The following is a 24,708-nucleotide window of genomic DNA, read 5'->3' on the forward strand; positions in this document are numbered from 1 at the left end:
CCCACCACGGCTATCGTGTCCATCGAGTCCGACGCCTTTCGATGGGACGACCTGATGCCCGTCACCGAGATGATCTACGTGCCGTGCAATGCGGCAGGGGTGCCCACCGGTGTGGCGCGCATGCCGCAGGCCGTCCGCGCCGCCGGTGTCGAGCGGCGGATTGCCGCGCCGGTTCGCTCCACGTGGATTGGCGTGTCTGCGATGACCACGGCACGCGGCAACAGCGGGCTGATCAACGAAGACGCGTTGACACAGGTGGTGACCGACACCGCTGCCGCCGTGGACGCCGCATGGCGTGACGATGCGGTTCCTGTCGTCGTCGCCGGCGATTGCCCGGTCCTGTTGGCGCCGCTCATCGCGGCGGCCGGACGCGGCGGCGCCGGATTGGTCTTCATCGACGGCCACGAAGACGCGTGGGATCCTCACCGCACCCCGACCGGTGAAGCCTCGGACTGCGAAATCGGGCTGGCGCTCGGGCTTTTCACCGGGCCGCAGGCTCTCACCGCGCGCCTGCCGTGTGTACGTCCACAGCACCTACTGATGCTCGGACCGCGCGACCACGCCGAACTCGCCGAGGCCGGCCAGCCGAGCGTCCGGGACCAGATCGCGAACTATGTCAGCGGCGCCGCGCTCGCGGTCCACGCCGACGCTTCCCGCTTCGGCGAGGTCGCCGAACTGGTAGCGGGAACTGCTGCCACCGCTGCCGCGGGTTGGTGGTGCCATGTCGACCTCGACATTCTCGACCCCACGGCGCTGCCTGCCGTCGATTACCCGCAACCCGGCGGCCTGACGTGGAATCAACTGGACCAACTCACCGCCGCCTGCCTGAGTGTTCCCGGGTGTCTGGGCGCCAGCGTGGTCATCTACAACCCTGACCTCGACGGCGGTCAGGCCGCCGACCGAATAGCCGGCTATATCGCGTTCATCCGAGATCGGTTGAGCCCATGACGCTGTCTGAGAGGTACCGCCCTAGTCCAGCAGCACAGTGGCGAAGGTACCCACCTGCTCGAACCCGATGCGGGTGTAGGTGGCGCGGGCCACGGTGTTGTAGCTGTTGACGTACAGGCTGGCGATGCGGCCCGTCCCGACCACCGCTGTGGCCAGCGCTGCCGTCCCGGCGGTGCCCAGGCCGCGACCGCGCCAGTCCGGACGTACCCACACCCCTTGAATCTGTCCGACCGCGGGCGACTGCGAACCCACCTCGGCCTTGAACACGACCTCGCCCCGATCGAAGCGGGCCCACGCCCGTCCGGCGGCGATCAATCCGGCGATCCGGCGGCGGTACCCGCGGCCGCCGTCGCCGACCCGCGGGTCGACACCGACCTCGCCGATGAACATGTCGACCGCGGCCACCAGATAGGCGTCGAGTTCGTCGATGCGGACCGGCCGCACGGCCGGGTCGATCACGCACTGCGGCATCGAATTCAGTGCCATCAGGGGTTGCTGATCGCGCACGTCGCGGGCCGGGCCCCACACCGTCTCCAGGCGCTGCCACATCGGCATCACCAGTTCGGCGCGGCCGACCAATGACGAGCACCTCCGCGCCGTACTCATCGCCTTGTCGGAGAATGCCTTCAGATCATCGGCGTCGCCGCGCAACGGAATCAGGTTCGGGCCTGCATAACACAGCGACTCACTCGCTCCGCGCCGCGTCCACAACTCGCCGCCGATCGCCCCCGGTTCCACGCCGTATTCGGCGACCCGCGCGGCGACCATGCACGACCCCACCGGATCCTCGTCGAACACACGTAGCGCGGCGGTGGCATCACGCAGCACCGACACCCGTCGCTCGTCGACGAGGCGGAAAAGTGGCGGAGCCGACATCCAGATTCTCTCTGCTTAACCCGATGCTGTGGTGACCCCGCTCACAGGGTCGTGTTCAGCTTACGGTCACGACCGGCGAACCGCTCGTATCCCCTGAACCGAGTTCTTCGGCGAGCCGCATGGCTTCCTCGATCAGTGTCTCGACGATCTGGGACTCGGGCACCGTCTTGATCACCTCGCCCTTGACGAAGATCTGGCCCTTGCCGTTGCCCGATGCCACCCCGAGGTCGGCCTCACGTGCCTCCCCGGGACCGTTGACGACGCATCCCATCACCGCCACCCGCAACGGGATGTCGAGCCCGTCGAGGCCCGCGCTGACCGCGTTGGCCAAGGTGTACACGTCGACCTGGGCGCGCCCGCACGACGGGCAGGACACGATCTCCAGGCCGCGGGGCCGCAGGTTCAGCGATTCCAGGATCTGGTTGCCCACCTTGACTTCCTCGGCGGGCGGGGCCGACAGCGACACCCGGATGGTGTCGCCGATGCCCTTTGACAGCAACGCCCCGAACGCCACCGCGGACTTGATGGTGCCCTGAAACGCCGGGCCGGCCTCGGTGACGCCGAGGTGCAGGGGGTAATCGCACTGCGCGGCGAGCTGCTCGTAGGCCGCGACCATGATCACCGGATCGTTGTGCTTCACGCTGATCTTGATGTCGCCGAAGCCGTGCTCCTCGAACAGCGAGGCCTCCCACAGCGCCGACTCCACCAACGCCTCGGGAGTGGCCTTGCCGTACTTCTTCATCAACCGCGGATCCAGCGAACCTGCGTTGACCCCGATCCGGATCGGGGTGCCCGCCGCGCCCGCAGCCTTGGCCACCTCTTTCACGCGGCCGTCGAACTCCTTGATGTTGCCCGGGTTCACCCGCACCGCGGCACAGCCCGCATCGATCGCGGCGAAGATGTACTTGGGCTGGAAATGGATGTCGGCGATCACCGGGATCTGGCTGTGCCGGGCGATCTCGGCCAACGCGTCGGCATCCTCCTGCCGCGGACAGGCCACCCGCACTATGTCGCAACCCGACGCGGTGAGCTCGGCGATCTGCTGCAGCGTGGAGTTGACGTCGTGGGTCTTGGTGGTGCACATCGACTGCACGGCGATCGGGTGCTCACTGCCGACGCCGACGTTGCCCACCATGAGCTGACGGGTCTTGCGCCGCGGTGCCAGCGTGGGCGCCGGCGGGGCCGGCATACCCAAACCGATGGACGTGGTCATAAAAGTCTCCTACCGACTGTGCCTAGTTCACTGAAAAAGCCTGATGGGGTTGACGAGATCCGCGGTCACGGTCAGCAGCATGTAGCCCACCACCACGAACAGGATCGCGTAGGTGGCCGGCATGAGCTTGAGGTAGTTCACCGGCGCTGCGGCCACCTTGCCGCGCGCCGCCCGGATCATGTCCCGGATCTTCTCGTACACCGCAACCGCGATATGGCCACCGTCGAATGGCAACAGCGGCACCAGGTTGACCGCGCCGAGCACGAAGTTCAGCTGCGCCAGGAAGAACCAGAACGCCACCCACAGACCGGCCTCGACGGTGTCGCCACCGATGATGCTGGCGCCCACCACGCTGATCGGGGTCTCCGGGTCACGCTCACCGCCGCCGATCGAGTGCACCAGGGCGCCCACCTTGGTGGGGATCTTTGCCAACGATTTGCCCAGCTCGACCGTCAGATCACCGGTGAACACGATCGTGCCCGGCACCGCCGAGAGCGGGTTGTACTGCGTCGGCCCGAATTGTGCCGCGGCGACCCCGATGGTGCCGACATCGGCGGGTGCGGGCTCCTTCGCACCGTCACCGATGATGTAGCGCTGGGTCGAGGTGACGTCGACGGTGGTGGTGATGGTCTGCCCGTCGCGCTGCAGGGTGATCTCGGTGGGCCCGTCGAGCTTGCGTACTGCTGCTGCCATATCGGCGAAGGTGGCCACGTCGGTGTCACCGACCTTGACCACGGTGTCGCCCGGTTTGACGCCTGCCTGCGCGGCCGGGCTGGGACCGATGCACGGTCCCTGCTCACCCTGTTTGAGTTCGTTTGTGAGGCATCCTGTTTCACCGACAACCGCACCGGTCGGTGCATGCAGGTTGGGCAGCCCCCAGACCACCGCGATGCCGTAGATCAGTACCAGCCCGATGATGAAGTTCATGGCGGGCCCGGCGAACAGCACCGCGACCCGCTTCCACACCTTCTGCCGGTACATCGCGTACGGCCGGTCCTCCGGGGCGATCTCGTCGATCGAGGTCATTCCGGCGATGTCGCAGAAGCCGCCCAGCGGGACGGCCTTGAGGCCGTATTCGGTCTCCCCCAGCCGGTTGGGCCTGCGCGTCGACCACAGCGTGGGGCCGAAGCCCACAAAGTAGCGCCGGACCTTCATCCCGGTGGCGCGCGCCACCCACATGTGGCCACATTCGTGCAGAGCCACCGAGACGAGGATGGCCAGCGCGAACAGCGCGATCCCGATTGCGAACATCATTTGGTGACGAGCCCTTTTCTGACGGATTCCCGCTCGACCGCCTGGCGGGCTTTTTCTCTGGCCCACCGCTGCGCGTCGAGTACGTCATCCACGGTAGCGGGTTCTTGCGCCCACTGGCCTGCAGCGTGCAACACGTCACCGATGGTGTCGACGATCGCGGGGAACCGGATGCGGCCGTCGAGAAAGGCCTCGGCGGCTTCCTCGTTGGCGGCGTTGTAGACCGCGGTGAGGCAGCCGCCGGTCTTCCCGGCGTGACGTGCGAGCTCGACCGCGGGGAACACCTCGCTGTCCAGCGGGAGGAACTGCCAGGTGGACGCCGTGGAGAAGTCGCAGGCCAGCGCCGCGCCGGGCACCCGCGCGGGCCAGCCGAGTGCCAGCGCGATCGGCAGTCTCATATCGGGCGGGCTGGCCTGGGCCAGCGTCGAACCGTCGGTGAAGGTGGCCATCGAGTGCACGATCGACTGCGGGTGCACCACCACCTCGATGCGGTCGTAGTCGATACCGAACAGCAGGTGGGTTTCGATCAGTTCCAGGCCCTTGTTCACCAGCGTCGCCGAGTTCAGCGTGTTCATCGGGCCCATCGACCAGGTCGGGTGCTTGCCCGCCTGTTCGGGGGTCACGGAGTCCAGGTCAGCGGCCGAGGCGCCGAGGAACGGACCGCCCGAGGCCGTGAGCACGATCTTGGCGACCTCCTCGGCACTCCCGCCGCGCAGGCACTGCGCCATGGCCGAATGTTCGGAATCGACCGGCACGATCTGGCCGGGTGCTGCGGCTTTGAGGACCAGTGGCCCGCCAGCCACCAGTGACTCCTTGTTGGCCAGCGCCAGCCGGGCGCCGGTGGCCAACGCGGCCAGGGTCGGTCGCAACCCGAGCGCTCCGACCAGCGCATTGAGCACGACGTCGGCCTGGGTTTCCTCGACCAGCCGGGTGACGGCGTCTTCCCCGGTGTAGGTGACGTCCTCGATCTGCGCTGCGGCTGCCGGATCGGCGACGGCGATGTCGACACCTCCGGTCGCGGCGCGTTGAGCGGCGAGCAGATCGGGATTGGCACCGCCGGCGGCCAGCCCGACGACTTCGAACCGGTCGGGGTTGGCGGCGATCACCTCCAGCGCCTGGGTGCCGATGGACCCGGTACTGCCGAGAATCAGCACACGCTGCCTGTTCCCCGGGTTTGGACTGCCGAATTCGCTCACTGATCCATTGTGCCGCGTGTCGGTGTCATCGGGCCAATGGGTCGGCGGTGGCCTCGAGCTTGGTCACCAACCCGTGGCGGATGCTCAGCACGATGACCGCGAACAATCGGCGGCGGGCGAAGGCGAGCAGCACCGGCTCTCCGGCCGGCCCGCAGACCACCGTCGCACCTGGCCCGAGGTAACGCAGGAGATTGGTGGCGACATCGACGGGACCGTGATTGACCTGCCGGGCCTCCCGCCCGCTGACCAGGATGGTGCCGACACCCCACACCGTGGGGTCCAATACCGCGGTCAACGCCTGCACGTCCCCGGTGGCGCACGCGGCGATGAACTTCTCCATCACCCGACGATGCTCGACCGTGGCGACGTCGACCGGTCGGGACGCCGTGGTGGCGAACTTTGCGCGGGCCCGGCGTGCCAACTGCCGGCAGGTGCCGACCGGCCTGCCGACCGTCTCGGCTATCTCCTCGAACGGCACCGCGAACACATCGTGCAATACGAACGCCACCCGCTCCCCCGGGCTGAGCCGGTTCAGCACCTCGAACAACGCGGCACGCACCTCGTCGTCGAGGGTGGCCCGGTCGGCGGGATCGGGATCGGGCGACGCGGTGGTCTCCACGGCGGCGCCGGGATCCGGCCGCTCCAGCCGGGTCCTGGCCGAGCGGATGTGGTCGAGGCACAGCCGCCCGGTCACCACGGTCAACCAGGCGCGGACATCCTCGATGCCGTCGTGGTCGTTGCGCGCCAGGCGCAGGAAGGCCTCCTGCGCGAGGTCCTCGGCGTAGCCGATGTCGCCGAGCATCTGGTAGGCCAGGTTGACCAGATACGGGCGATGCTCTCGCCACGCCTGCTCGAGCATGGGCGAATCGGTCATGCCGTTACGACGAATGTGCGGCGCGAAAAGTTACCGTGCTCCCGCGGTAACTTTTCGGCGCGTTGACCCGTCCTTGATGACATGTTCACCACAATTCTCGTCACGGGCGCGACCGGCAACGTCGGACGCCCACTGGTCACCGAACTTCTCAACGCCGGTGCGCGGGTCCGCGCCGTCACCCGCAACCCGGAGTCTGCCGATTTTCCGGCGGGGGTCGAAGTGGTGCGGTCCGCCGCGGAAGGGTTGCCCGGTGCCACCGCGGTGTTCCTCAACTCGCGCGCGCTGGGTGCCGAGCTGGCGGCAACCGTCGAAGCGGCCCGAGCGGCGGGCGTGCAACGGCTGGTGGCGTTGTCGGCCATCAACGCCGACGACCATGATTCGCGCCAGCCCTCGCGGGTGCGTGGCGACCGCAACCGGGAGACCGAGCAACTGGCAGTGGCATCGGGCGTGGAGTGGGTCAGCCTGCGGCCGACGGTATTCGCCTCCAACTTCGCCGGGATGTGGGCGGGGCAGGTCCGGTCTGGTGATGTGGTGCGCGGTCCGTACGCCGATGCGTCCACCGCACCGATCGCCGACGCCGACGTCTCCGCGGTCGCAGTTGCCGCATTACTGACTGATGACCTTGTCGGGCAGCGCATTCCGCTGACCGGGCCACAAGCGCTGACCAACGCCGAGCTGGTGGGGACCATCGGCACAACACTGGGCCGCCCGTTGAGCTACGTGGAGATGGGACCGGACGCGGTGCGGCAGCGGTTTGTCTCATTGGGCTTTCCGGCCGAGTTCGCCGACGCCTACACAGCGATGCTGGCCGACACCGTCGGACGTCCGGCGCTGGTCACCCGTGAGGTGGACAAAATCCTGGCGCGACCGGCCACCTCCTTCGCCGAGTGGGTGTCCGCCCACCGCGAGTTGTTCGCCGACAGGTAAGGGAGGCAACGCCAGAGCAGTAACCAGCTACGCGGCCACGGGCCCGCCGGCGCGGCGGATCGAGATGTCACCGGATCCGGTTCGCGCCCGCACGACGACGGTTTCATCGCCGTCGGCCGGACCCGCCGACGCGGACATTGCGTTGTCGACCGTTCCTGAGTGGGTTTTCAACTCGAGACGGGCCGCGGTGCCCTCCGGGATACCGACCTCCACCACACCGCTGCCGGTCTGCACGCTGAACCCGCCCTGTACGGCCGCGCTCACCGTGGCCGAACCCGATGCGGTCTGCGCCGTGACATGTCCACGCAGCGTCCCGACGGTGAGCCCACCGCTGGCCGCCTGGAACTTCACGTCGCCGTCGAGCCGGCCGATCCTGGCATCACCGGAGGCCGTCGCGATCTTGCCGTCGCCAACCAGACAATCCACGGTGATGTCACCGGAGGCCGTGTCCGCCTTGAGGTTTCCGTTGACCGTCTCGAGGCGGGCGTCTCCGCTCGCCGAGGCGAACCGGGACTCGGCGTAGCTGCCGTCGCCGATCACGTTCGCCGATGCCGAAGACGCCTGCAGGCTGGACCCTGCGGGCAGTGCGATGTCGATGTCGACCGCGCCACCGCGGCCCAGTGACAGCGCCCGGCGGCCGGCGGAAACCTTCAACACGCCGTTGCGGTAATCGACCCGGGCCTGTTCGGCCGCCCGGACATCGGAGGCGCGGTTGGGATCGCGCGGTCTGACGTCGACGACCGTGTCGGTGCGTTCGCCTGCGCTCAGGTGAACTGAACCGGCCACCACCTCGATGGTGGCGGTGATGGGCGAAGGCGTGTCGAATGTCGGCATGACGGTGCTCCTTTCGGTAGGTGTCAGCGGACCCAACCGCTGAACGACTTGCCCGGTACCTGCGATGGGCGGCCGGATCCGCCGAGCGCGGTGGTGACCGCGCGCACCAGCCACGCGTTCACCGACAGGCCGTCCCGGCGGGCGGACGCATCGACCCCGGACCGCAGGCTCTCGGGTAGGCGCAGCGTGACGCGCCAGGTTCCGCCGTCCTCCGGTGATTCCTGGGGTGCGGGTGGATGATCGTCGGTCGGCAGACCGGGGCTGAGGGTGAATTCCGGGTCCCGTCCGCGCAGCCGAACGTCCACCGAGGCCGGCGCGAGGTCCCGGGTGATGTGCTCGGTCGCCTCGGACAACGCCTCCAGAAGCGCGAGTCGGATCGCGGATTCCAGCGGTGCGGTCAACCGGCCGGCCAACTCCTCGGCTTCAGGTCCACCCGCGGCGGCCGCGACTGCGAGTTCGTGCCGAACCGCGTCGACGTACGGCTGCAAATCCATGACGTCATGGTGACACCACTTTGATGTCATCGCAAGCGTCGTCTGGTGCCGCGGGTTGGCAACGCGAACCGGAAAGCCATTCCGAGGTGGCCGTATGCTGGACCCGATGAGATCAGCCGAGGATGCCCCGGTGGTCCCGGTGACCGCCCGGACCGAGTACCTGACCGGTCGTCATCGCATCTCCACCGTCGCGTCGGCCGCGGCGCTGGCAACCGCACTGGTCGCGCTGGTCGCATTGAATTACGCAGGCGCGTCGGGAGTGCTCACCGCGGTCATCGTGGCAACGCTCGTCACCGTCACGCTGGGTACGGCGGCCTACGGGCGTCTGGTGAAGCCGGGCGCGGTACTGGTCACGGTCGACGGCCGCACCGTCCAAGTCGGCGACGAGCAGCATGGCATCGTCGGATACCCACTGTCGTCGCTGATCGCGGTGGGTCACGCCGGTCCGGCCGATGAGACAACACCGGAGGCCCGCCGCCTGACGGTGCGCGGGCACAAGTACGTGACACTGGCTTTCGCCACCGACACCGGCACCGACGAGTGGCGGGTGGCTGTCGTCGGGTCGGATCCCGCGGCAGCAGAGGTACTGCGGCGTCTGGAGGCGGCGCTACCCGATGCGGAACCTGACGTCGGCGCGCCGGGTTCCGGGGCGCGGATTGCCGACGCCGGGACAGACGAGGCGGCGAAACGCTTGTGGGAGGAAGCCTCCCGGCGCCACGACGACATCCTGCACGCATACGGCACCTACGAACTCGATGCGGCGATGTTGTTGCGCTACCCCGCCGTCACCGATGTGACCGTCGAACAGACGCAGACATTCCACGTTCATCTCGACGAAGCCGCCGCATTACGCACCGACGCATACCCGGGTAACCGAGGCCTGGCCGACGCCTACCAACAGGCTGTGGTGACGCTGCGCCGGGCCTGGATCGCGTGTGAATCACACGGGAAGAAGGTGGGTACCGCGTACCTCGACCCCACCGACCGCACCGAACTCGACACCGCGCTCAAGCTTTACAACCACGCCGAATCGAGCACCGCACCGGCGGAGCAGGCCACGTACTACGGCCGCGTCCGTGACATCGTCACGCGACTGACCGACCGTGGCGTCCTGCATCCGCCCAAAGGTCAACTCGCACAACTGGAAGGGGTCACCCGCCGGGCGATCGAGGCGGCCCGGTCGAGCTGACGGGTTCAGATGGCCTCGGGCGCAAGGAATTGGCCGGTGACCGAGTACGTTCCCGTCGCTGCTTCCACCCCGGCGAGTTCGATCCGGATCGCCAGCCGGTGCTCGTCGATCTCCCGGTCCGTCATCCAGATCTCGACGGCCTCGCGTTCGTAGGGTTCGAGGGCACCCCGCTGCATCGCCTGTGCGCGAACAGCTTCGAACACCTCCTGCGAGATGTCGTCGAATGCGAAGGTCTGCGATTGTGAGTGGTATGACCCATCGGTGACCTCGGGAAGCTCGCCCGGCACGATGATGATCCGGCCGGACCGGTCGCCGGTCTGGAACTCGAGCAGCACGCCGCCGCTGCTCTGCAGTTCACCGGCGTGCGCGGTCGGCGTGGCCCGGTGCGTGCCGCGGATCTCGAAGTTCGTCAACACCCGGTCGGACGGGGCGATCCCGGCCAGTGCCAGGGCATCCCGTGCCCGCTGAAACGACACTGCGAAATCGGCGGGGTCGAAGATCTCACCCACGGTGCCGTCCGGGAGAGCGTGGACGGTCTTGCTGCCGAAATTGCCGGTCAGGATCACCGGAGCCCCGGGGCCCGACCGCTTGATCTCCAAGGTCTCGAGTTCACTGCGCCTCCCGGCGGAATCGAGTTGCGCTGCCATCTTGTCGGTGATCGCGGTGAGATCGGTGGCGGCGATGTCGCCTGCGGTAAACGTGCTGTCCTTGCGCAGGACCTGCGCCGAGGGCGTGGTGAACGCGTCGCCACCGTTGTTGATGTAGACGATCGTGGCATCACCGTTGGTGGGGTCGAGCACTGTGCCGTAGTCGGACCCGCTCCCGGTGAGGCGGAGGTCGAGCAGATTGTTCGCCGCGGCGGGCCCGAACTGCTCGGTGATCGCCCGGATCATGCCGTCCCGGCGGGCGTTGAGGTTCATGTTCTTCGATGTCGGGGCGTTGCCAGCGCGTGGGGCTGCTGATGCAGGCGGGTCGAACGTGATGTGCCAGGCATCGCCGACGCCGAAGAGCACCGTCAGCGCCACCAGGCCGGTGATCAACGGATAGCTCGCCGCCCACTTGCCGGGTTGATCGCCGAATTCCGGCGTCCGATCTACCTCGCGCGGCGGCAGCCGATCGGGTGCCAGCGTAACGGCCGGCTCGTCGGTCAACGACTGGAAATCGCCCCGTGACATCGACGCGATCCACCGCGCCTGATACGCGGTGTCGTGCGGCGGGCTGACCGTCGCGGTCACCAACGTCGGCTGCAGATCTTCGCTGGTCAGGCTGCTACGGGTGAGTGCCTCGACACGAACCGGCACGTGCTGGGCGCCCGTCGCCGGCTGGAACTGTTCCAGCTCGGAAGTGCGTGAGTGCCGGGGCACGAGCACAAATCCCACGATGATGAGCGGCACCGCGAGAAGCGCGACCCACCAGTCGTTGTAGGCGCCGAGTCCGATTCCGAGCGCGATGAGGGCACCGGCGGCACCGGCCCGGCCGACACGTACCGCAGTCCTCGTCACCGAGTGACCCTCTCTGTTTGCGCTTGTTGCGCGTGATCTTAGTGAACGGGAACGGCTGGAGGCGCTGCGCCGTTTCCAACGGTTACGGTGACGCGGCACACCTGACATACGACACGATGTCGTATGTCAGAATGTGGGCAGCCTGAAGCCAGCCCGACTGTGAGGAGCAACCGTGGCCAACACCGAGGTCGAGCGTTACAACGGCGTCGATGTCGAGGACGTGCCGTCCGCAGCGTGGGGCTGGTCGAAAGAGAACATCACGCTGATTCACGTCGGCGGCGTGCTCTCGGCGCTGTTTCTGCTCGTGATGATGCACGGCAACCATGTCGGCCATGTCGAGGACTGGTTTTTGATCGCGTTCGCCGCGATCATCCTGTTCCTGGTGGGACGCGACTGGTGGCTGCGCCGCCGCGGCTGGATCCGCTAGCCGCACCGGCACCGCGATCTCCTAGAGCCGCGCCGGCGTGTCGACAGCGGTGTCGGTGGTCCGCAGCGCGCGGGCCAGGCCCTCTTGGGCAAACGATGCGACCAGTTCACCGTCCTCGGTGTGGACTTGTCCCCGCACGTAGGACATTCCCGCGCCCGCCTGGGTGCTTTCGTGCCCGTACAACAACCAGCCGTCCCAGCTCACCGGCTCGTGGAAGCTGACGAACGTCGACATCACCGCCGTGGACACCGCGGCGTGCGCCCGGGCGGTCCCCACCCCTGAATGCGGACGCATGGTCGTCGAAATACCAAACCGACCCGTGAAGTACGCGAGCAACGCCTTGGCAAGCTCGTCGCGGGCCGGAATCGGGTCGTAGTGCAACCACGCATACAGCTCGGGTGGCCCGACCTCCTCGGGGCTGTCGGCGTCGATGACGTCGACCAACCGCAGATCCTGGCCCGCCATGACATTTCGGGCGGGATGGGCGTCATCGGGCGTATCGACGTCGGGGCGCAGTGCCTGGTGGGTGATCACATCGTCGGACGGCACGTCGGCCAGTACGGTCACGGTGGCGCAGCGCCGAGCATCCTGGATGACGGTGACGACGGCGGCCGCGGTGGAGCGACCCTCGTGGACGATGTCGACGAGTAGTTCGACAGCGGATTCGACCGTGACCGGCCGCACGAACACCGCGTGGGCCGATCGAATTGTCTTGTCGGGAAATCGTTTCGCCGTCGCCACGATAGCCTGCGCCAAGATTTGGGCGCCCTTGGCCACGTGACGCCCGTCGGCCCCGACCGCGCCCGTAGAGCCGGTGAAGCGATCCGGCCCGGCAGCCGTCACGTCGAACAGCTCGAGCAGCCCGGCGACCGACTCCCGCGCCGCCGTCAACAGACGCCGACCAGGCCCATGTCGAGCACCCCGGTCGCGGAACCACCGCGGAACACCGTCTCGGGGGCTTCCGCCGAATCCCCTGGGATCGCCAGTGAGACAAGGGCATGCTTCTTGAACGCCCGGGCGGCGGCGCTGGGCCGGTAGAGCACCTGTTGCGGCGCGAGGCCGAGGAGACCGGGAGTGCTCGCCCCCCAGAACGCGAGACCGCCGGGCACGTGGGCCAGCTCGCGGACCCGGGCGTCGAGACGGTCAGTGCGGTCCGAGTCGAGCAGGTCTGCGGCCACCACCGTCATCGCAACGCATTCCGGATCGCTTTCGGCGTCCTCCCAGAATCGTTCCATTCCAACATTTTTCAGACCGAGGATATGCAGGGCGTGATCGTCGGAACCGTCGACGAGCGCAATATGGACATTCCAACCGGCCATCCGGCGGTCGAACAACCATCCACCGATCCCGGCGACGACGTCGGGCACACTGGGCCCGACCACGTTCAACTCGTATTGCAGCACCTTGTTGGTGTGCGCCCGATGGAATGGAACCGCGCGAGACATGGCGGTCGGCGGCGACGAGATCTCTGGCGACATGACAATCCAATCCCTTTCAGGCATGGCCCTTCGCCCAACAGCGTGACATTTTGAAACGAATCTGTAAAGCTTCTTTTTTGGGCACGGCGACCGGTGCCGTGCTCACCAGCGTCAACCCGTGCAGCGAGAGTGGAGGTGTTGCAATGAGTCTCGTCGCAGGGCGCGGACCGCTGAGTACACAACCGGCCGGTTGGTTCCATCCGCCACTGCCCGGTGCCATGGTGTACATCGAACCGCACCCCCGCCGCATCCAGGCCTTTGTCGGTGAAACCGCGCGGATCGACACCGAACGCGCCCTGATGGTGCACCGGGCCGGTCACCCGCTGAGCTATGCATTCCCCGGAGACGACATCGACGGCCTGCCCACCACCCCGGTGCCTGAGGCACCGGGGTATGTGTCGGTGCCGTGGGATGCCGTCGACAACTGGCTGGAAGAGGGCAGGCGACTTGTGCACTACCCACCGAACCCCTACCACCGGATCGACTGCAGGCCGACTCGCCGAAGACTGCGCGTGCACGCAGGCGACACCGTGCTGGTCGACACCGACGACACGGTGATCCTGTTCGAAACCGCGCTCGAGCCGCGCCTCTATGTCGACCCCGCCCTGGTCCGCACCGACCTGCTGCAACTGACTGACACCACCAGCTACTGCAATTACAAGGGCACCGCGGCCTACTGGGCGGCACACATCGGCGATACCGTGATCACCGACATCGCCTGGTGCTACCCCGACCCACCACCGGAGTCACTGCCCATCAAGGGCTACCTCAGCTTCGATGCCACACGAGTGAATGTGCTCGCCGAGCTACCCGCGGCCGGACCGGCCGCCGCAGGTGGATGCGATGGTTGACGGCCGGTACACCGACGACCGGAAAGGCCCAAACCTGTGGGTATCGTGACCACCACCTCGGAGACAGCTTTCACCCAATCCGCCGAGACTGTCTACGATTTCGTCACCAACCCGGCGAACTGGACCAAGACATATCCCGGTAGCGCCCACATCGGCGACCTGCCGCAGCAGTTGCCGCTGCAGGTCGGCGATACCTGGACCGAGTCCGGCCCTGACGGGACGCAGCTCTACACCTGGCAGTTGGCGATCACCATGCGGCCACGGCTGTGGATGTTCAACTCGGTGGGGCGGCTGGGCCATGACCGTGACGGCACCGGCGGCATGGAGGGCCGGATCACGGTGCAGTATCAGTTCACCCGGCCGGGAGCTGACGTCACGCTGTTCAGCCGCACCATGACGATCGAGGCCTACAGGGACGCACCGCTACCCGATGCGCTGTTCCGGGTGGTGAATCCGGCCAACATCGACAAGTACCACGCCGCGGTGGCACGGGAACTGGCGAATCTGCAGTCTTAGCCGGAGCGATTCGCCAGCCACCGTTGCCGATGGCCCACTTCGGCGAGAGCTGCGGGGGCGGCTTCGAAGTCGTCCGACAGCGCCGCGGCAAGTTCGAGGACCCGCCGCCGGAACGACGGGCGGAGCAACTCGAGATGAATGTCGGTGCCCGCGGCGATGTGCTTGTCCCAGGGCAGCACGAATACCCGCCCGGGCGGCACGTGCTTCTGGAACTGGTGGACGAGGTCACCGGTATCGACGTTCGGCTTGCGCGGACCCACATGGTTGACCACCACGCAAGACCGGTTCAACAGCTCCTGATAACCGTTCTGGCGCATCCAGTCCATGGTGACCGCTGCCTGACGGGCACCGTCGATCGATGCTCCGGCCAGGATCACCACACCGGACACGGTCGCCAACACGCCGCGGGCCGCAGGTGCGAACATGTCCGCGGCGCAATCGGCGAGGACCAGGTTGTAGTGCCGCGAGACGATGTCGGTGGTGGCGTCCCAATCGGCGTCGTTGAAGGCCCGGTTGGCGCCGCTGTACTCCTGGCTGGACAGGACTTCCAGTTTGGCCTCGTTGATGCTGGTGAAGGCCCGCACATCGTTGTAGCGCGAAAGTTCTTTGGCGGCGAGCAGATCGGCCACGGTCGCGGCGGACTGTCTGCCGATGCGGTCAGCCAGGTTGCCGCTGGCGGTATCGGCGTCGACGGCCAATATCCGGTCTCCGCGCACCTTGCTCAGCGTCGATCCGAGTGCCACCGTGACGGCGGTCTTCCCGACTCCTCCTTTGAGGCCCAGAACGCCGATCTGATAGGACTCCCTCGGGTTGCGGCGGATGCGTGCATACAGATCCAGCTCGTAGAGCTCATCCCGCGACAGGCCGAGATTGATGCGGGTGGTCCGATACAACGCCCGTCTCCAGCCCCGCTGCGACCGCATCTTGACCGTCGACCGCACCCCCACGTGGGCGAGGTTGTCGATGGCACGGTGCTCGCCGGGTGTAGTGGCCCCGTGCTGCTGCCATCCGGGGCGCCTCGGCACTACCGGGAGCTTGGCGGTGACCTCGGCCTCGCCGTGTTGGAAAGCCTGGCCCGAAAGCGTGGACGCCAGTATCGCCGGCAGCGTCGATGCCTTGGCGTCACTGTGTCGCGACCTACTTGTCGGCAGCGCCGTGATGGAACCCCCGGCGTCGGGAACGCCGTATGTCAGCGGGTCCCTGGCGTGCTTAGGGTCTCGGGGTTGGACAAGCCGGTCGTCGTCGGCCGACATAGGAACCTCTCAATCGCTGACTCGCTTCCGCCACGCCTCCGCCTTCCCAGGCCACCGTCGCATTGTGAGGCGATGAGGCGAGAGCATTATCGCCTATCACCGCGGGCCCGCGCGCTGTCGAGGTGACCCGCGGTGAGGTGGCTCAGATCGTCGGATCGCGTGGCAACGACTCCGGACTGTCAGTGCAATGCGCGCCGCAACGCCGCGCCCTGCAGGGCGAACAGCTGTTGACTGATCTCCCACTCGCCGAGCAGCGAATCGAACCCGTGGCAGGTTCCCGGGAACATGTGCTGTTCGGTGGCAATGCCGGCGTCGCGCAGCCGACGCGCATAGTCCAGGGCCTCATCGCGCAGCGGATCGAGGTCCGAGCAGGTGATGAAAGCCGGTGCGAGCCCGGTCAGGTCGGTTACCCGGGCCGGCACCGCAGCCGGTATGTCCCGCCCACCCAGATAATGGCGCCACATCGCTGCGGCCGCGGGCCCGTCGAGACCCGGCGTGTCCGCGAACTCTTCCTTCGAGCCGGTCCACCGGTCGTCGAGCACCGGCTGGTGAAGTAGCTGAAACACGATCGGTGGTACTGATCCGGCGGCCGCATATTGCGCCAGCAACGCGGCGTACGCCCCGCCCGCACTGCTGCCGGCAACCGCGACTCGTCGGGCGTCGATATCCAGCTCGGCGGCCATCGCGGCCGCCCATTTCAGCACCGCCACCGCATCGTCGATCCCGGCGGGGTACGGATGTTCGGGGGCCAGCCGGTAGTCCATCGAGATCACGGTGCACCGGGCCCGCCGTGCCAGCTCCACGCACTGGATCTGATCGGTGTCGAGGTTGCCGAGCACGAAGGCACCGGAGTGGCAGTAGACGATCGCGGGCGCCGGTGACGGCCCGCCTCGATAGATGCGCACCGCGATGGTGCGCCGCCCGACGCTGATGCGCGCGCCGGCAATGGCGACGCCGGGGGCGTCGAGGGCCTTCGCCGCTTCCCGACGCCTACGGTCGATCGAGGCCTGGACGGCGCCGAGCACCTCGGGCGACAAGTCGGTGCGCGCTTCGGCCAGTGGAGCCAACGCGGGATCGAGCCGGCCCATCCAGTGCACGGGTTTACCGCTCACGGGCCACAACACGCGCCGGTGCCGCGGGCCTGGTGGCCTCCGGCGGCTCGAAGTGATAATCGGCGGCCCGGAATCTGCGCGTCATCGACCAGAACGCCCGTGCGCTGCGCGGCCATTGGGTGACCACGCGCCCGCTCGGCGCCCGGAAGTAGCTGCTGCAGCGGGTGAGCCACACCGTGCCCTGCATCCACGTGTCGATGTCGGCCAGAAAATCGGCCATCGCATCGGCGGTCACCGCGACGTAGGATTTCCGCTTGCGCCGCAGATGCTTCAGCGCCCGCACCACATAACGGGCCTGGGCCTCCAGCATGAAGATGACGCTGTTGGAGCCGACGTTGGTGTTGGGCCCGTACAGCATGAAGAAGTTCGGGAAGCCGGGCACCGCCATGCCGAGGTAGGCGAAAGCGCCGTCGCGCCAGACGTCTCGAAGTGCACGCCCGCCTTCACCGGTCACCTCGATCTGACCCAGGTAGTCCGCCGCGGCGTATCCGGTCGCACACACCACCACGTCCACGCCGAGCTCGGTGCCGTCCTCGGTGATCAGAGACCGCGACCGAAGTGCGCGGGCCGGGCTCGACACCACCTCGACGTCGGGCCGGGTCAGGGCCGGAATGAAATCGGAGGAGAACACCAGTCGCTTGCAGCCCAACGGATGGTCCGGGGTCAGCTCGGCACGCAGCTCGGCGTCGGCGACCGTGGATTCGAGCATCGCAAGCGCAATGCCCTTGAACTGCTGCGTTTTATCGCTTCCATTCTCGATCACCGAGATGTTCGACTCGCTGCGCAGCCACAGCCGGGCGCGGTAGAGCTTCCTGGCGAGCGGCACATGGCTGAACAACCAGCGTTCACGGTCGGTGTAGGGCCGGTCGGGCTTCGGCAGGATCCAGGTCGGTGACCGCTGCACCGAATAGACCTTTTCGGCGACCGCGGCCAGTTCGGGCACCACTTGCGAAGCGGTCGAACCGGTCCCGAGCACCGCCACTCGGGCGCCCTCCAACGGCACCGAGTGATCCCAGCGGGCCGTGTGCATCACGGTGCCGGTGAACGGTTCTTCCTCGACGAGATCCGGCGTGACCGGTTGGGTGAACAGGCCGACCGCGGACACCACGATGTCGAATCGATGCTCATCTCCGGTGCTGGTGGTCAGCTGCCAGGTGCCGGATCCAGAATCCCAATGCGCGCTGGTGATCTCGGTGTTCAACCGTAGATGCGGTGCGAGCTGATACCGCTGCGCGCAGCGTTCGAAGTAGGCCAGGATCTCCGGCTGGGGCGACCACAACCGGGACCAGTCGGCGTTCAGATCGAACGAGTACGAATACAGGTGGGACTTCACGTCACACGCCAGGCCCGGATACGTGTTGATCCGCCAGGTTCCGCCGACCCCGTCTTCCCGGTCGAAGATGGTGAAATCACGGAACCCTGCCTTGCGCAGGAAGATTCCGAGCGCCAAACCACCCGGACCGGCGCCGATGACACCCACCGACAGCGTCGACGATGAGGACTTCGACATCCCTATCCGATCTGCAGACATTGCCCGCCGTCCACGATGAGCTCGGAGCCGGTGATGAACGATGCGTGTCGCGACACCAGAAATGCGACGGCGTCGGCGATCTCGGCGGGCCTGCCCAGCCTGCCGCTGACCGAGGTCTCGGCCAGCCTGCGCTGTGTCAACGGGTCGAGCATCGGTGTCTCGACGGGCCCGGGAAACACCGCATTGACCCGGATCCCAGCTGACGCAAGTTCGGCGGCAGCGACCTGGGTGAGGCCGCGCAACGCCCACTTCGAGGACCCGTACGCCGCGTGATTCGGGAAAGCGCGTATCGCACCGGTGCTGCAGGTGTTGACCACGGATGCGTCGTCCGCGCGGCGTAGGTGGGCCAGCGTGGCCTGGACCCCCAGGAACGGGCCAAGGCAGTTGACGCGCCAACTGTCTTCGAACCCGTCCGGGGTCTCTTCGTCCAGCGACGCCCGGTGCAACACACCGGCGTTGTTGATCAGTGTGCTGACCGCGCCGAACCGCCGCACCGCGGTGTCGACCGCGGCCTGCCACTGTTCTGCCGAGGTGACGTCCAGTCCGATCGCGACGACCTCATCGCCGAAGTCTGCGACACCGGCGTGCAATTCATCGATCAGCAGATCCACGGCGGCCACGCGGAACCCGTCCTCGACCAACCGTGCCACGATGGCCGCGCCCTGGCCGCGGGCGGCGCCGGTCACCAGCGCGACCCGGTCGGTTGCACTCACTGGTATCCCCCTTGCGCGATTCTGCCTCGGATCCGGCCTGTTGCATCGTCGAGATGCAGCGCTGCGCCGCGCCGCAGTGCCTGCGATTCCGAGGCCAGAGTGATCATGCGGAAACCCCAGCCCGCCGCCGCCTTCCCCAGCGCCCCGGTCCCGGCGTGAATTCCGGTGGCCAGTCCCGCCGATGCGGCGGTCTGCTGCACTCGGGTGATTGCCGCCCGGACATCCGGATGTGTCCATGCGTCGGCGACCGGGTGCCCCATCGAGATGGCCAGATCGGCAGGCCCGACATACACACCGGTCAACCCCGATACCGCGCAGATCTCCTCGAGCGCCGAAAGTCCCTGTGCAGTCTCGATCATGGTGAACACACTCGCCCGGGCTTCGAGCGCGGCGGTGTCAAGGCCGAGGCTCGCCCGCAGCGGACCGAAACTGCGGACTCCGGTCGGCGCGTAGCGGGTGGCGGCCACCGCCGTGGCAGCCTGGTCGGCTGATTCCACCATCGCGATGATGACCGCGTCAGCGCCCGCGTCGAGCACCCGGCCGATCGGTGCGGGGTCAGCTGACGGCAACCGCACCGCGGTGGCGATCGGCACGTGCTCCAGACGGCGCAGCAACAGCGCCACGTCAGCGTCGTCGAGATAGCCGTGCTGGACATCGAATCCGACGTAGTCGTAACCCGCCGCGGCGAACTCCTCGGGGCCGCAGAAGGTGGGACCGACAATCCATCCGCCCCAGATGTGATCGTTGACCGAGAGCGCCTCCTGCAGCCTGCTGGTGCTCATCGGGCGATCGCGATCTTGACGCGGCCGGGCTCAGGGCGCAGCGCCAACTCGAACGCGGCCTGCACATCGTCGACACCGAACGTGTGGGTCACGTAGGCGGGCAGCAGGTCCGGATGTTCGGCCGCGAAATCGTCGGCCCGCCGCAACACCCGTCTGCGGTCCAATGTCACCCCGGATTTCAACGTCAGGTTGTTGCGCAGCATGGTCCGCATGCTGATCGGGTAGCTGTCGTCATCGGGCACCCCGAAGTAGAACACCGTGCCGCCGAACGCTGCCGCCGCCAACGCGTGGTTCAACGTCGCGACCTGATGACCGACCGCTTCGATCACCACGTCGGGTCGTTCCGCAGGCAGCAGGTGGCTGACCCAGCGGTCACTGGTGGCGCGAACCACGGTGTCGACCCCGAACGCAGGCCCGATCGAGGAGCGGTCCACCGGATCGACACCGGTGACCCGGGATGCACCCAAAGCCTTTGCCACATAGGAGAATAGCAGTCCAATCGAGCCCTGGCCGATCACCGCGACGTGGCGGCCGGCGAGGTCGGGCAGTTGTTCGGTCGCATACAGCACACACGCCAGCGCCTGCAACGCGACCGCCAGCCGCGGTGTCAGCTCGGGGTCATAGGACACCAGGCCGTCGCCATCGGCGGCCACAAGGCCCATCAGGCCGTCGAAGCCCGACGCCCAGCCCACCACCCGATCCCCCGGTTGATGGTCGGTATGACGGCTGGCGATGACCTCACCGACGATTTCGTGGATCGGGAAACCGTCGATCCCGGCCGCGCTCGTGCCGGTGTCCCCCGGCAGTTTGCCGCGGGTTCCGCGGAAGCCGGGCAGGTCACTACCGCAGATCCCGGCGGCCAGGAATTTCAGCAGCACCTGCCCGGTGGTCAACGAAACGGGCTGCCTGTCGGGCAATTCGGTGCGCTCGAATGTGTACGGCGCGATCAGGCGGTAACACCACACGGTTACACCTGCACCGGAATGTTGTTCCAGCCCCATTGGAAACTCGACGGTGGCCGCAAGGCTGCCTCAGCGAGGATCCGGTACTCGGGCACCCGTTTGAACCACTCCTGCATCATGATCGTGACCTCGAGGCGGGCGACGTGGACTCCGAGGCAGAAATGCTGTCCGTGCCCGAACGACAGCAGCCGCTCGATGGGCCGGTTCCAGACGAAGCGGTCGGGGTCCGGATACTCCCGCTCATCGCGCGCGGCTGACGCCAACAGGGTGATGACGCGCTGGCCGGGGTTGATGGTGGTGTCGTGAATCTTGTACGGTCGTCGGACGGTTCGGGCGAACCATTGAGCCGGAGCGGTATAGCGGATGATCTCCTCCCGGGCGACCGGAACATTGTTCTCCAGGTCTGCGCGTACGGCCGCCAGCTGCTCGGGGTGCTCGCTGAGCTGCCATATCCCGGTCGCGGTGATCTTGGGTACGGTCTCGGTCCCGCCGATGAACACGCCGAGCATCTGCACGGCGACCTCCATGTCACTGAACGCCGAGCCGTCGGGCAGTTCGAAGTTGATCAGGCTGTCCGCGATCGGGCAACTGCCGTCGACACCGGCTGTACCTGTTTTGCTCCCGGCGTGCGCAGCGCGCCGCTCTTGGACGATCGGCGCCAGGTACGACAGATAACCGGGCCGCGAGTTTCCGATCTCCACGCCCTCACCCGGCTGGGCGAGGCTGCCCGCGTTCACCGTGGCCAACACCTCCGGCGCCAGTTCGACGGGCAGACCCACGAACTCACACACCATCGAGGCGGCGACGATGCCGCCGTAATCCTGGGTCAGGTCGAAAGTGCCGCGCGGCAACAACTCGTCGAGCCGTTCGTTGGCCAGGGTGCGGATCCGCTCGGCCAGCTTGGCAGCCGACCGGGGCCGAAATTGTGCCGAGGTGCAGCGGCGCACGTTCTCGTAGATCGGCGAGTCGAAGTTGGCGTGGAACGGCATGGGGTGCAACGGCGGATCGGCGACCGGCCCATCGTTGTGCTGCGCCAGCACGGCGGCCGAGGGCAGCGTGCCTTCGGACGCGACGAATGTGCCGTCGGCGACACCGAGCACCTCCCAGATATCGGCGAACCGCGACACCGCGTAGGTATCCCACTTCGGCAGGTAGTAGACCGGATACGCATCGCGCAGCACCCGGTAGTACGGCAGCGGGTTCGCCATCACCGCCGGATCGAACGGATCATAGGAGAAATCCTGCATGACAGCGCTTTTCGACCCGGTCATCGCAACGGCGACGGAGGCAGGGCAGCCAGGATCGAATCCTCCCAACCGTCACGCAGCGCGGGCGCGACGCTCATCCAGGTGACGATCTCGGCGGGCGGACTGTCCTTCCACGACGGGTAGTGGTTTTCGAAGCAGTCCCAGTCGCCGTCCAGTGCCCAGTAGTGGATGACCTCATTGAACCGGAACGTGGTGATGAACGAACCGAGCCAGCGTTTACCGGTGGACTCCGACCATGGCACGTAGAGCCGTTCCAGCTCACGGATGTAATCGTCCTGCCGGCCGGGCTTGGTCTGCATGATCTCCTGGATCACCAACCCGGCTCCGAAGTTCGACGTCTGCAACTGCGCCAGCGTCCTGTTGTATCTTCCGGCGTACATGATCCGGCCCTCACCGCGCGCACCGATGTCGGCCAGATACGACGCCCACTGCACCGCGGGTTTCGCATGACTGCCACCGGGGGCCTGGGCCTTACCGATCCGGGCGTAGTCGGCGAACGTGTCGATCTCCCAGATGACGGTCACCTGCGGCCAGTGCCCGTTGTAGGGCGTGCTCTCCCAGAGTGCGAACAGCCTGGCTCCGAGTTCGGCCATCATCGGCTGGTAGATCTCGCTGAACGTGTGTGTGAAGTGATCGCTGCGCCCGGATCCCAGGTCGATCGTCTCGTGCAGATACAGCAACGTGTGGCCGTAGAACTTCTTCACAGCGATGCACCAGTGGTTGACAGTGACACCCTGCGAGCGTGACACTTGAGGCGTGTTTTGTAAAGGTGCGGCGCGATGACGACCGGAGTTGAGCTGGTGCGAACAACCGAATTGGCCAACGGGTTCTGTTTCGGCGAAGGCCCTCGCTGGTTCGAAGGCCTGTTGTGGTTCTCCGACATGCTGGGTGAGGCCGTGCACACGGTCAACCTCGGCGGGGCGATGACGACTCTGCCGCTGCCCGGACATGCCCCGTCCGGCTTGGGTTTTCGGCCCGACGGCACCTTGCTGATCGTGTCCGCCGAACGCAGGCAGGTGCTGTGTTACGACGGCGACACCGTCGAGCTGGTCGCCGACCTCGGCGACGTGGTGCCTGCGGCGTTGGGTGACATGGTCCTTGACGGGCAGGGGCGCGCGTATGTCGGATCGCAGGCCCGTGCCGGGGACGGGGTGATCGTGCGCATCGACCCCGACGACACCGTTCAGGTCGTCGCCGAGCACCTCGACTTCCCCAACGGCATGGCCGTCACCCCCGACGGCGCAACCCTGATCGTGGCAGAGTCGACCGGCAGGCGGCTCAGCGCCTTCACCCTCGACGGCGAAGGCGGGCTGTCTGATCGCCGCGTGTTCGCCGGGGGCCTGGATGGCCCGCCCGATGGCATCGCGATCGATGCCCAGGGTGGCGTCTGGACCGCGCTCACGTTGGCACACCGGTTCGAGCGCATCACCGAGGGCGGGACGGTCACCGATCGCGTCGACACCGGGGGCCGTGCCGCCATCGCCTGCGCGCTGGGCGGGCCCGAGGGCCGCACCCTGTTCCTGGTCACCACCACGGACGTCTACCCGCAGCGGTTGGTGGGCACCAAGTTGTCCCGGGTCGAGGCCCTGACCGTCGGTGTGCCCACACCGGGCGAGCACGCACACCACCACTGACGGGCCGAGAATGTCGGATTCCTATTACGAACTGGTCGCCAACGATCAGATCGACGAGAAGTGCTGTGAAAGATTTGCGGCCACCGACATGGTGCGCGGTACCTGGTCGGCGGCGATCCAGCACGCGGCTCCGGTGTCGGCGCTCCTGGTGCGGGCCCTGGAACGCTGTGAGTATCGCGAGGACACCCGCTGCAGCCGCGTCGTCATCGACCTGATGGGCGGCGTGCCCTCCGAAGGCGACCTGTGGGTCACTGCGCGGGTGGAACGGCCGGGCAGGCAGATCGAGTTGGTCAGCGCCGAAATGCTCGCCCCAGGCCCCGGCGGCACACCCAGGACCGTCGCACGCGCCAGCGGTTGGCGGATGCTGCAACTGGACACCACGCCGCTGGCATATGCTGCAGCCCCGCCGCTTTCACCGCTGGACCAGGCCCGCAGCCGCGATATGGCCAGGAACTGGGAACCCAACTATGTGCACAGCATCGACTGGCGCTGGCTGACGGTGCCGCAGGCCGACGGCCCCGGCGAATCCTGGCTCAGACCGACCGTCGACCTCGTCAAGGGCGAGACGATGACGCCACTGCAGCGGTTGTTCGCGGTGGCCGACGACGCCAACGGCATCGGCTCCAAGATCGACATCCGCAAGTGGACGTTCCTCAACACCGATCTGGTGGTGCATGTGCACCGGGTGCCCGACGGCGAATGGATCGGGATTCGGGCCGAGACCAACTATGGCCACGACGGCATCGGTACCACGGTGGGCACGCTGTTCGACCGGACCGGGCCGGTGGGCGCCATCCAGCAGTCGGTGTTGGTGCGTCCGCGCTGACATTCCGCGGCGCGCTTTCTCCCCGCGAGCAGACAGTTCGGTACCCAAAAG

26 protein-coding genes are annotated in these 24,708 nt (G+C 67.2%); 8 read left to right on the forward strand and 18 right to left on the reverse strand.

Annotated features, from left to right (window positions below; all coding sequences use genetic code 11):
• The first annotated feature begins 15 nt into the window (after nucleotides 1–15).
• Complete coding sequence (locus M1247_RS10035) at nucleotides 16–948, forward strand: arginase family protein (RefSeq protein ID WP_317156121.1); 933 nt, start codon at nucleotides 16–18, stop codon at nucleotides 946–948.
• A gap of 21 nt (nucleotides 949–969) precedes the next feature.
• On the opposite strand, the gene M1247_RS10040 is transcribed toward M1247_RS10035, so the two are convergent.
• The 5 genes from M1247_RS10040 to sigI are packed head-to-tail and all read right to left on the reverse strand — an operon-like array spanning nucleotide 970 to nucleotide 6,358.
• Complete coding sequence (locus M1247_RS10040; RefSeq protein ID WP_317156122.1) at nucleotides 970–1,824, reverse strand: GNAT family N-acetyltransferase; 855 nt, start codon at nucleotides 1,822–1,824, stop codon at nucleotides 970–972.
• Nucleotides 1,825–1,879: 55 nt separating this feature from the next.
• Nucleotides 1,880–3,037, reverse strand: coding sequence for a flavodoxin-dependent (E)-4-hydroxy-3-methylbut-2-enyl-diphosphate synthase (ispG, locus tag M1247_RS10045; protein ID WP_317156123.1), 1,158 nt, complete (start codon nucleotides 3,035–3,037; stop codon nucleotides 1,880–1,882).
• A gap of 27 nt (nucleotides 3,038–3,064) precedes the next feature.
• Nucleotides 3,065–4,291: a M50 family metallopeptidase gene (locus tag M1247_RS10050; RefSeq protein ID WP_317156124.1), complete on the reverse strand. Its 1,227-nt coding sequence runs from the start codon at nucleotides 4,289–4,291 to the stop codon at nucleotides 3,065–3,067.
• A complete protein-coding gene (dxr, locus tag M1247_RS10055; protein ID WP_317156125.1) occupies nucleotides 4,288–5,484 on the reverse strand; it encodes a 1-deoxy-D-xylulose-5-phosphate reductoisomerase in 1,197 nt (398 codons plus the stop codon). Before dxr ends, M1247_RS10050 begins: the two co-directional genes overlap by 4 nt.
• Nucleotides 5,485–5,509: 25 nt before the next feature.
• Nucleotides 5,510–6,358 (reverse strand): RNA polymerase sigma factor SigI, encoded by an 849-nt coding sequence (gene sigI / locus M1247_RS10060; RefSeq protein WP_317156126.1) that lies wholly within the window; start codon nucleotides 6,356–6,358, stop codon nucleotides 5,510–5,512.
• An 81-nt stretch (nucleotides 6,359–6,439) separates the two neighbouring features.
• Here sigI and M1247_RS10065 point away from each other — a divergent pair, with 81 nt between their 5' ends.
• Nucleotides 6,440–7,285: an NAD(P)H-binding protein gene (locus M1247_RS10065; RefSeq protein WP_317156127.1), complete on the forward strand. Its 846-nt coding sequence runs from the start codon at nucleotides 6,440–6,442 to the stop codon at nucleotides 7,283–7,285.
• A gap of 27 nt (nucleotides 7,286–7,312) precedes the next feature.
• Here M1247_RS10065 and M1247_RS10070 read toward each other — a convergent pair whose 3' ends face one another.
• Nucleotides 7,313–8,119 carry a DUF4097 family beta strand repeat-containing protein gene (locus M1247_RS10070; RefSeq protein WP_317156128.1) on the reverse strand — a complete coding sequence of 269 codons (807 nt, stop codon included), beginning with the start codon at nucleotides 8,117–8,119 and terminating at the stop codon, nucleotides 7,313–7,315.
• Between the two features lie 23 nt (nucleotides 8,120–8,142).
• Nucleotides 8,143–8,613: a histidine kinase gene (locus M1247_RS10075; protein ID WP_317156129.1), complete on the reverse strand. Its 471-nt coding sequence runs from the start codon at nucleotides 8,611–8,613 to the stop codon at nucleotides 8,143–8,145.
• 277 nt (nucleotides 8,614–8,890) lie between these two features.
• Here M1247_RS10075 and M1247_RS10080 point away from each other — a divergent pair, with 277 nt between their 5' ends.
• Nucleotides 8,891–9,802: a hypothetical protein gene (locus M1247_RS10080; RefSeq protein ID WP_317156196.1), complete on the forward strand. Its 912-nt coding sequence runs from the start codon at nucleotides 8,891–8,893 to the stop codon at nucleotides 9,800–9,802.
• Nucleotides 9,803–9,807: 5 nt separating this feature from the next.
• Here M1247_RS10080 and M1247_RS10085 read toward each other — a convergent pair whose 3' ends face one another.
• Entirely contained in the window at nucleotides 9,808–11,304 is a 1,497-nt protein-coding gene (locus tag M1247_RS10085; RefSeq protein WP_317156130.1) for a hypothetical protein, read from the reverse strand.
• A 172-nt stretch (nucleotides 11,305–11,476) separates the two neighbouring features.
• Between M1247_RS10085 and M1247_RS10090 the strand changes: the two genes are divergently transcribed.
• Nucleotides 11,477–11,731, forward strand: a complete 255-nt coding sequence (locus M1247_RS10090) for a DUF2631 domain-containing protein (RefSeq protein ID WP_317156131.1) — start codon at nucleotides 11,477–11,479, stop codon at nucleotides 11,729–11,731.
• Between the two features lie 21 nt (nucleotides 11,732–11,752).
• Here M1247_RS10090 and M1247_RS10095 read toward each other — a convergent pair whose 3' ends face one another.
• Both M1247_RS10095 and M1247_RS10100 read right to left on the reverse strand, forming a co-directional pair.
• Nucleotides 11,753–12,622 carry an acyl-CoA thioesterase gene (locus M1247_RS10095; protein WP_410506846.1) on the reverse strand — a complete coding sequence of 290 codons (870 nt, stop codon included), beginning with the start codon at nucleotides 12,620–12,622 and terminating at the stop codon, nucleotides 11,753–11,755.
• Nucleotides 12,619–13,209, reverse strand: a complete 591-nt coding sequence (locus tag M1247_RS10100; protein WP_317156132.1) for a hypothetical protein — start codon at nucleotides 13,207–13,209, stop codon at nucleotides 12,619–12,621. Before M1247_RS10100 ends, M1247_RS10095 begins: the two co-directional genes overlap by 4 nt.
• A gap of 143 nt (nucleotides 13,210–13,352) precedes the next feature.
• Here M1247_RS10100 and M1247_RS10105 point away from each other — a divergent pair, with 143 nt between their 5' ends.
• Both M1247_RS10105 and M1247_RS10110 read left to right on the forward strand, forming a co-directional pair.
• The gene (locus M1247_RS10105) at nucleotides 13,353–14,060 is read left to right on the forward strand and encodes a DUF427 domain-containing protein (protein WP_317156133.1); all 708 of its coding nucleotides are present in this window, start codon (nucleotides 13,353–13,355) and stop codon (nucleotides 14,058–14,060) included.
• A gap of 36 nt (nucleotides 14,061–14,096) precedes the next feature.
• A complete protein-coding gene (locus tag M1247_RS10110) occupies nucleotides 14,097–14,576 on the forward strand; it encodes an SRPBCC family protein (protein ID WP_317156134.1) in 480 nt (159 codons plus the stop codon).
• Here the strand turns inward: M1247_RS10110 and M1247_RS10115 are convergent.
• The 8 genes from M1247_RS10115 to M1247_RS10150 all read right to left on the reverse strand — a co-directional run bounded on the left by M1247_RS10115 (nucleotide 14,573) and on the right by M1247_RS10150 (nucleotide 22,901).
• Nucleotides 14,573–15,829, reverse strand: a complete 1,257-nt coding sequence (locus tag M1247_RS10115; RefSeq protein WP_317156135.1) for a MinD/ParA family ATP-binding protein — start codon at nucleotides 15,827–15,829, stop codon at nucleotides 14,573–14,575. The genes M1247_RS10110 and M1247_RS10115 overlap by 4 nt on opposite strands.
• A 179-nt stretch (nucleotides 15,830–16,008) precedes the next feature.
• Complete coding sequence (locus M1247_RS10120; RefSeq protein WP_317156198.1) at nucleotides 16,009–16,917, reverse strand: alpha/beta hydrolase; 909 nt, start codon at nucleotides 16,915–16,917, stop codon at nucleotides 16,009–16,011.
• A gap of 13 nt (nucleotides 16,918–16,930) precedes the next feature.
• Nucleotides 16,931–18,472, reverse strand: a complete 1,542-nt coding sequence (locus M1247_RS10125) for a flavin-containing monooxygenase (RefSeq protein WP_317156136.1) — start codon at nucleotides 18,470–18,472, stop codon at nucleotides 16,931–16,933.
• Nucleotides 18,454–19,185, reverse strand: a complete 732-nt coding sequence (locus tag M1247_RS10130) for an SDR family NAD(P)-dependent oxidoreductase (RefSeq protein ID WP_317156137.1) — start codon at nucleotides 19,183–19,185, stop codon at nucleotides 18,454–18,456. The genes M1247_RS10125 and M1247_RS10130 overlap by 19 nt, the downstream gene beginning before the upstream one ends.
• Nucleotides 19,182–19,967, reverse strand: coding sequence for an HpcH/HpaI aldolase family protein (locus tag M1247_RS10135; RefSeq protein ID WP_317156138.1), 786 nt, complete (start codon nucleotides 19,965–19,967; stop codon nucleotides 19,182–19,184). The genes M1247_RS10130 and M1247_RS10135 overlap by 4 nt, the downstream gene beginning before the upstream one ends.
• Entirely contained in the window at nucleotides 19,964–20,932 is a 969-nt protein-coding gene (locus M1247_RS10140) for a zinc-binding dehydrogenase (protein WP_317156139.1), read from the reverse strand. Before M1247_RS10140 ends, M1247_RS10135 begins: the two co-directional genes overlap by 4 nt.
• A 2-nt stretch (nucleotides 20,933–20,934) precedes the next feature.
• Nucleotides 20,935–22,200, reverse strand: a complete 1,266-nt coding sequence (locus M1247_RS10145; RefSeq protein WP_317156140.1) for a cytochrome P450 — start codon at nucleotides 22,198–22,200, stop codon at nucleotides 20,935–20,937.
• Complete coding sequence (locus tag M1247_RS10150; protein ID WP_317156141.1) at nucleotides 22,197–22,901, reverse strand: NIPSNAP family protein; 705 nt, start codon at nucleotides 22,899–22,901, stop codon at nucleotides 22,197–22,199. The genes M1247_RS10145 and M1247_RS10150 overlap by 4 nt, the downstream gene beginning before the upstream one ends.
• Nucleotides 22,902–22,976: 75 nt before the next feature.
• On the opposite strand from M1247_RS10150, the gene M1247_RS10155 reads away from it, so the two are divergent.
• Together M1247_RS10155 and M1247_RS10160 are read left to right on the forward strand one after the other, a co-directional pair.
• Nucleotides 22,977–23,831, forward strand: a complete 855-nt coding sequence (locus M1247_RS10155; RefSeq protein ID WP_317156142.1) for an SMP-30/gluconolactonase/LRE family protein — start codon at nucleotides 22,977–22,979, stop codon at nucleotides 23,829–23,831.
• 10 nt (nucleotides 23,832–23,841) lie between these two features.
• Nucleotides 23,842–24,657, forward strand: a complete 816-nt coding sequence (locus M1247_RS10160; RefSeq protein ID WP_317156143.1) for a thioesterase family protein — start codon at nucleotides 23,842–23,844, stop codon at nucleotides 24,655–24,657.
• The last annotated feature ends 51 nt before the right edge of the window (nucleotides 24,658–24,708 follow it).

It is taken from the genome of Mycobacterium appelbergii (assembly GCF_032883035.1).
Classification (GTDB): domain Bacteria; phylum Actinomycetota; class Actinomycetes; order Mycobacteriales; family Mycobacteriaceae; genus Mycobacterium; species Mycobacterium appelbergii.

Excerpts from the sequence above, each read along its gene's own strand:
- M1247_RS10040 (WP_317156122.1), bottom strand. The coding sequence starts at position 1,824 with ATGTCGGCTCCGCCACTTTTCCGCCTCGTCGACGAGCGACGGGTGTCG.
- ispG (WP_317156123.1), bottom strand. The coding sequence starts at position 3,037 with ATGACCACGTCCATCGGTTTGGGTATGCCGGCCCCGCCGGCGCCCACG.
- M1247_RS10050 (WP_317156124.1), bottom strand. The coding sequence starts at position 4,291 with ATGATGTTCGCAATCGGGATCGCGCTGTTCGCGCTGGCCATCCTCGTC.
- sigI (WP_317156126.1), bottom strand. The coding sequence starts at position 6,358 with ATGACCGATTCGCCCATGCTCGAGCAGGCGTGGCGAGAGCATCGCCCG.
- M1247_RS10065 (WP_317156127.1), top strand. The coding sequence starts at position 6,440 with ATGTTCACCACAATTCTCGTCACGGGCGCGACCGGCAACGTCGGACGC.
- M1247_RS10070 (WP_317156128.1), bottom strand. The coding sequence starts at position 8,119 with ATGCCGACATTCGACACGCCTTCGCCCATCACCGCCACCATCGAGGTG.
- M1247_RS10075 (WP_317156129.1), bottom strand. The coding sequence starts at position 8,613 with ATGGATTTGCAGCCGTACGTCGACGCGGTTCGGCACGAACTCGCAGTC.
- M1247_RS10100 (WP_317156132.1), bottom strand. The coding sequence starts at position 13,209 with ATGTCGCCAGAGATCTCGTCGCCGCCGACCGCCATGTCTCGCGCGGTT.
- M1247_RS10105 (WP_317156133.1), top strand. The coding sequence starts at position 13,353 with ATGAGTCTCGTCGCAGGGCGCGGACCGCTGAGTACACAACCGGCCGGT.
- M1247_RS10115 (WP_317156135.1), bottom strand. The coding sequence starts at position 15,829 with ATGTCGGCCGACGACGACCGGCTTGTCCAACCCCGAGACCCTAAGCAC.
- M1247_RS10120 (WP_317156198.1), bottom strand. The coding sequence starts at position 16,917 with ATGGGCCGGCTCGATCCCGCGTTGGCTCCACTGGCCGAAGCGCGCACC.
- M1247_RS10125 (WP_317156136.1), bottom strand. The coding sequence starts at position 18,472 with ATGTCTGCAGATCGGATAGGGATGTCGAAGTCCTCATCGTCGACGCTG.
- M1247_RS10135 (WP_317156138.1), bottom strand. The coding sequence starts at position 19,967 with ATGAGCACCAGCAGGCTGCAGGAGGCGCTCTCGGTCAACGATCACATC.
- M1247_RS10145 (WP_317156140.1), bottom strand. The coding sequence starts at position 22,200 with ATGACCGGGTCGAAAAGCGCTGTCATGCAGGATTTCTCCTATGATCCG.
- M1247_RS10155 (WP_317156142.1), top strand. The coding sequence starts at position 22,977 with ATGACGACCGGAGTTGAGCTGGTGCGAACAACCGAATTGGCCAACGGG.
- M1247_RS10160 (WP_317156143.1), top strand. The coding sequence starts at position 23,842 with ATGTCGGATTCCTATTACGAACTGGTCGCCAACGATCAGATCGACGAG.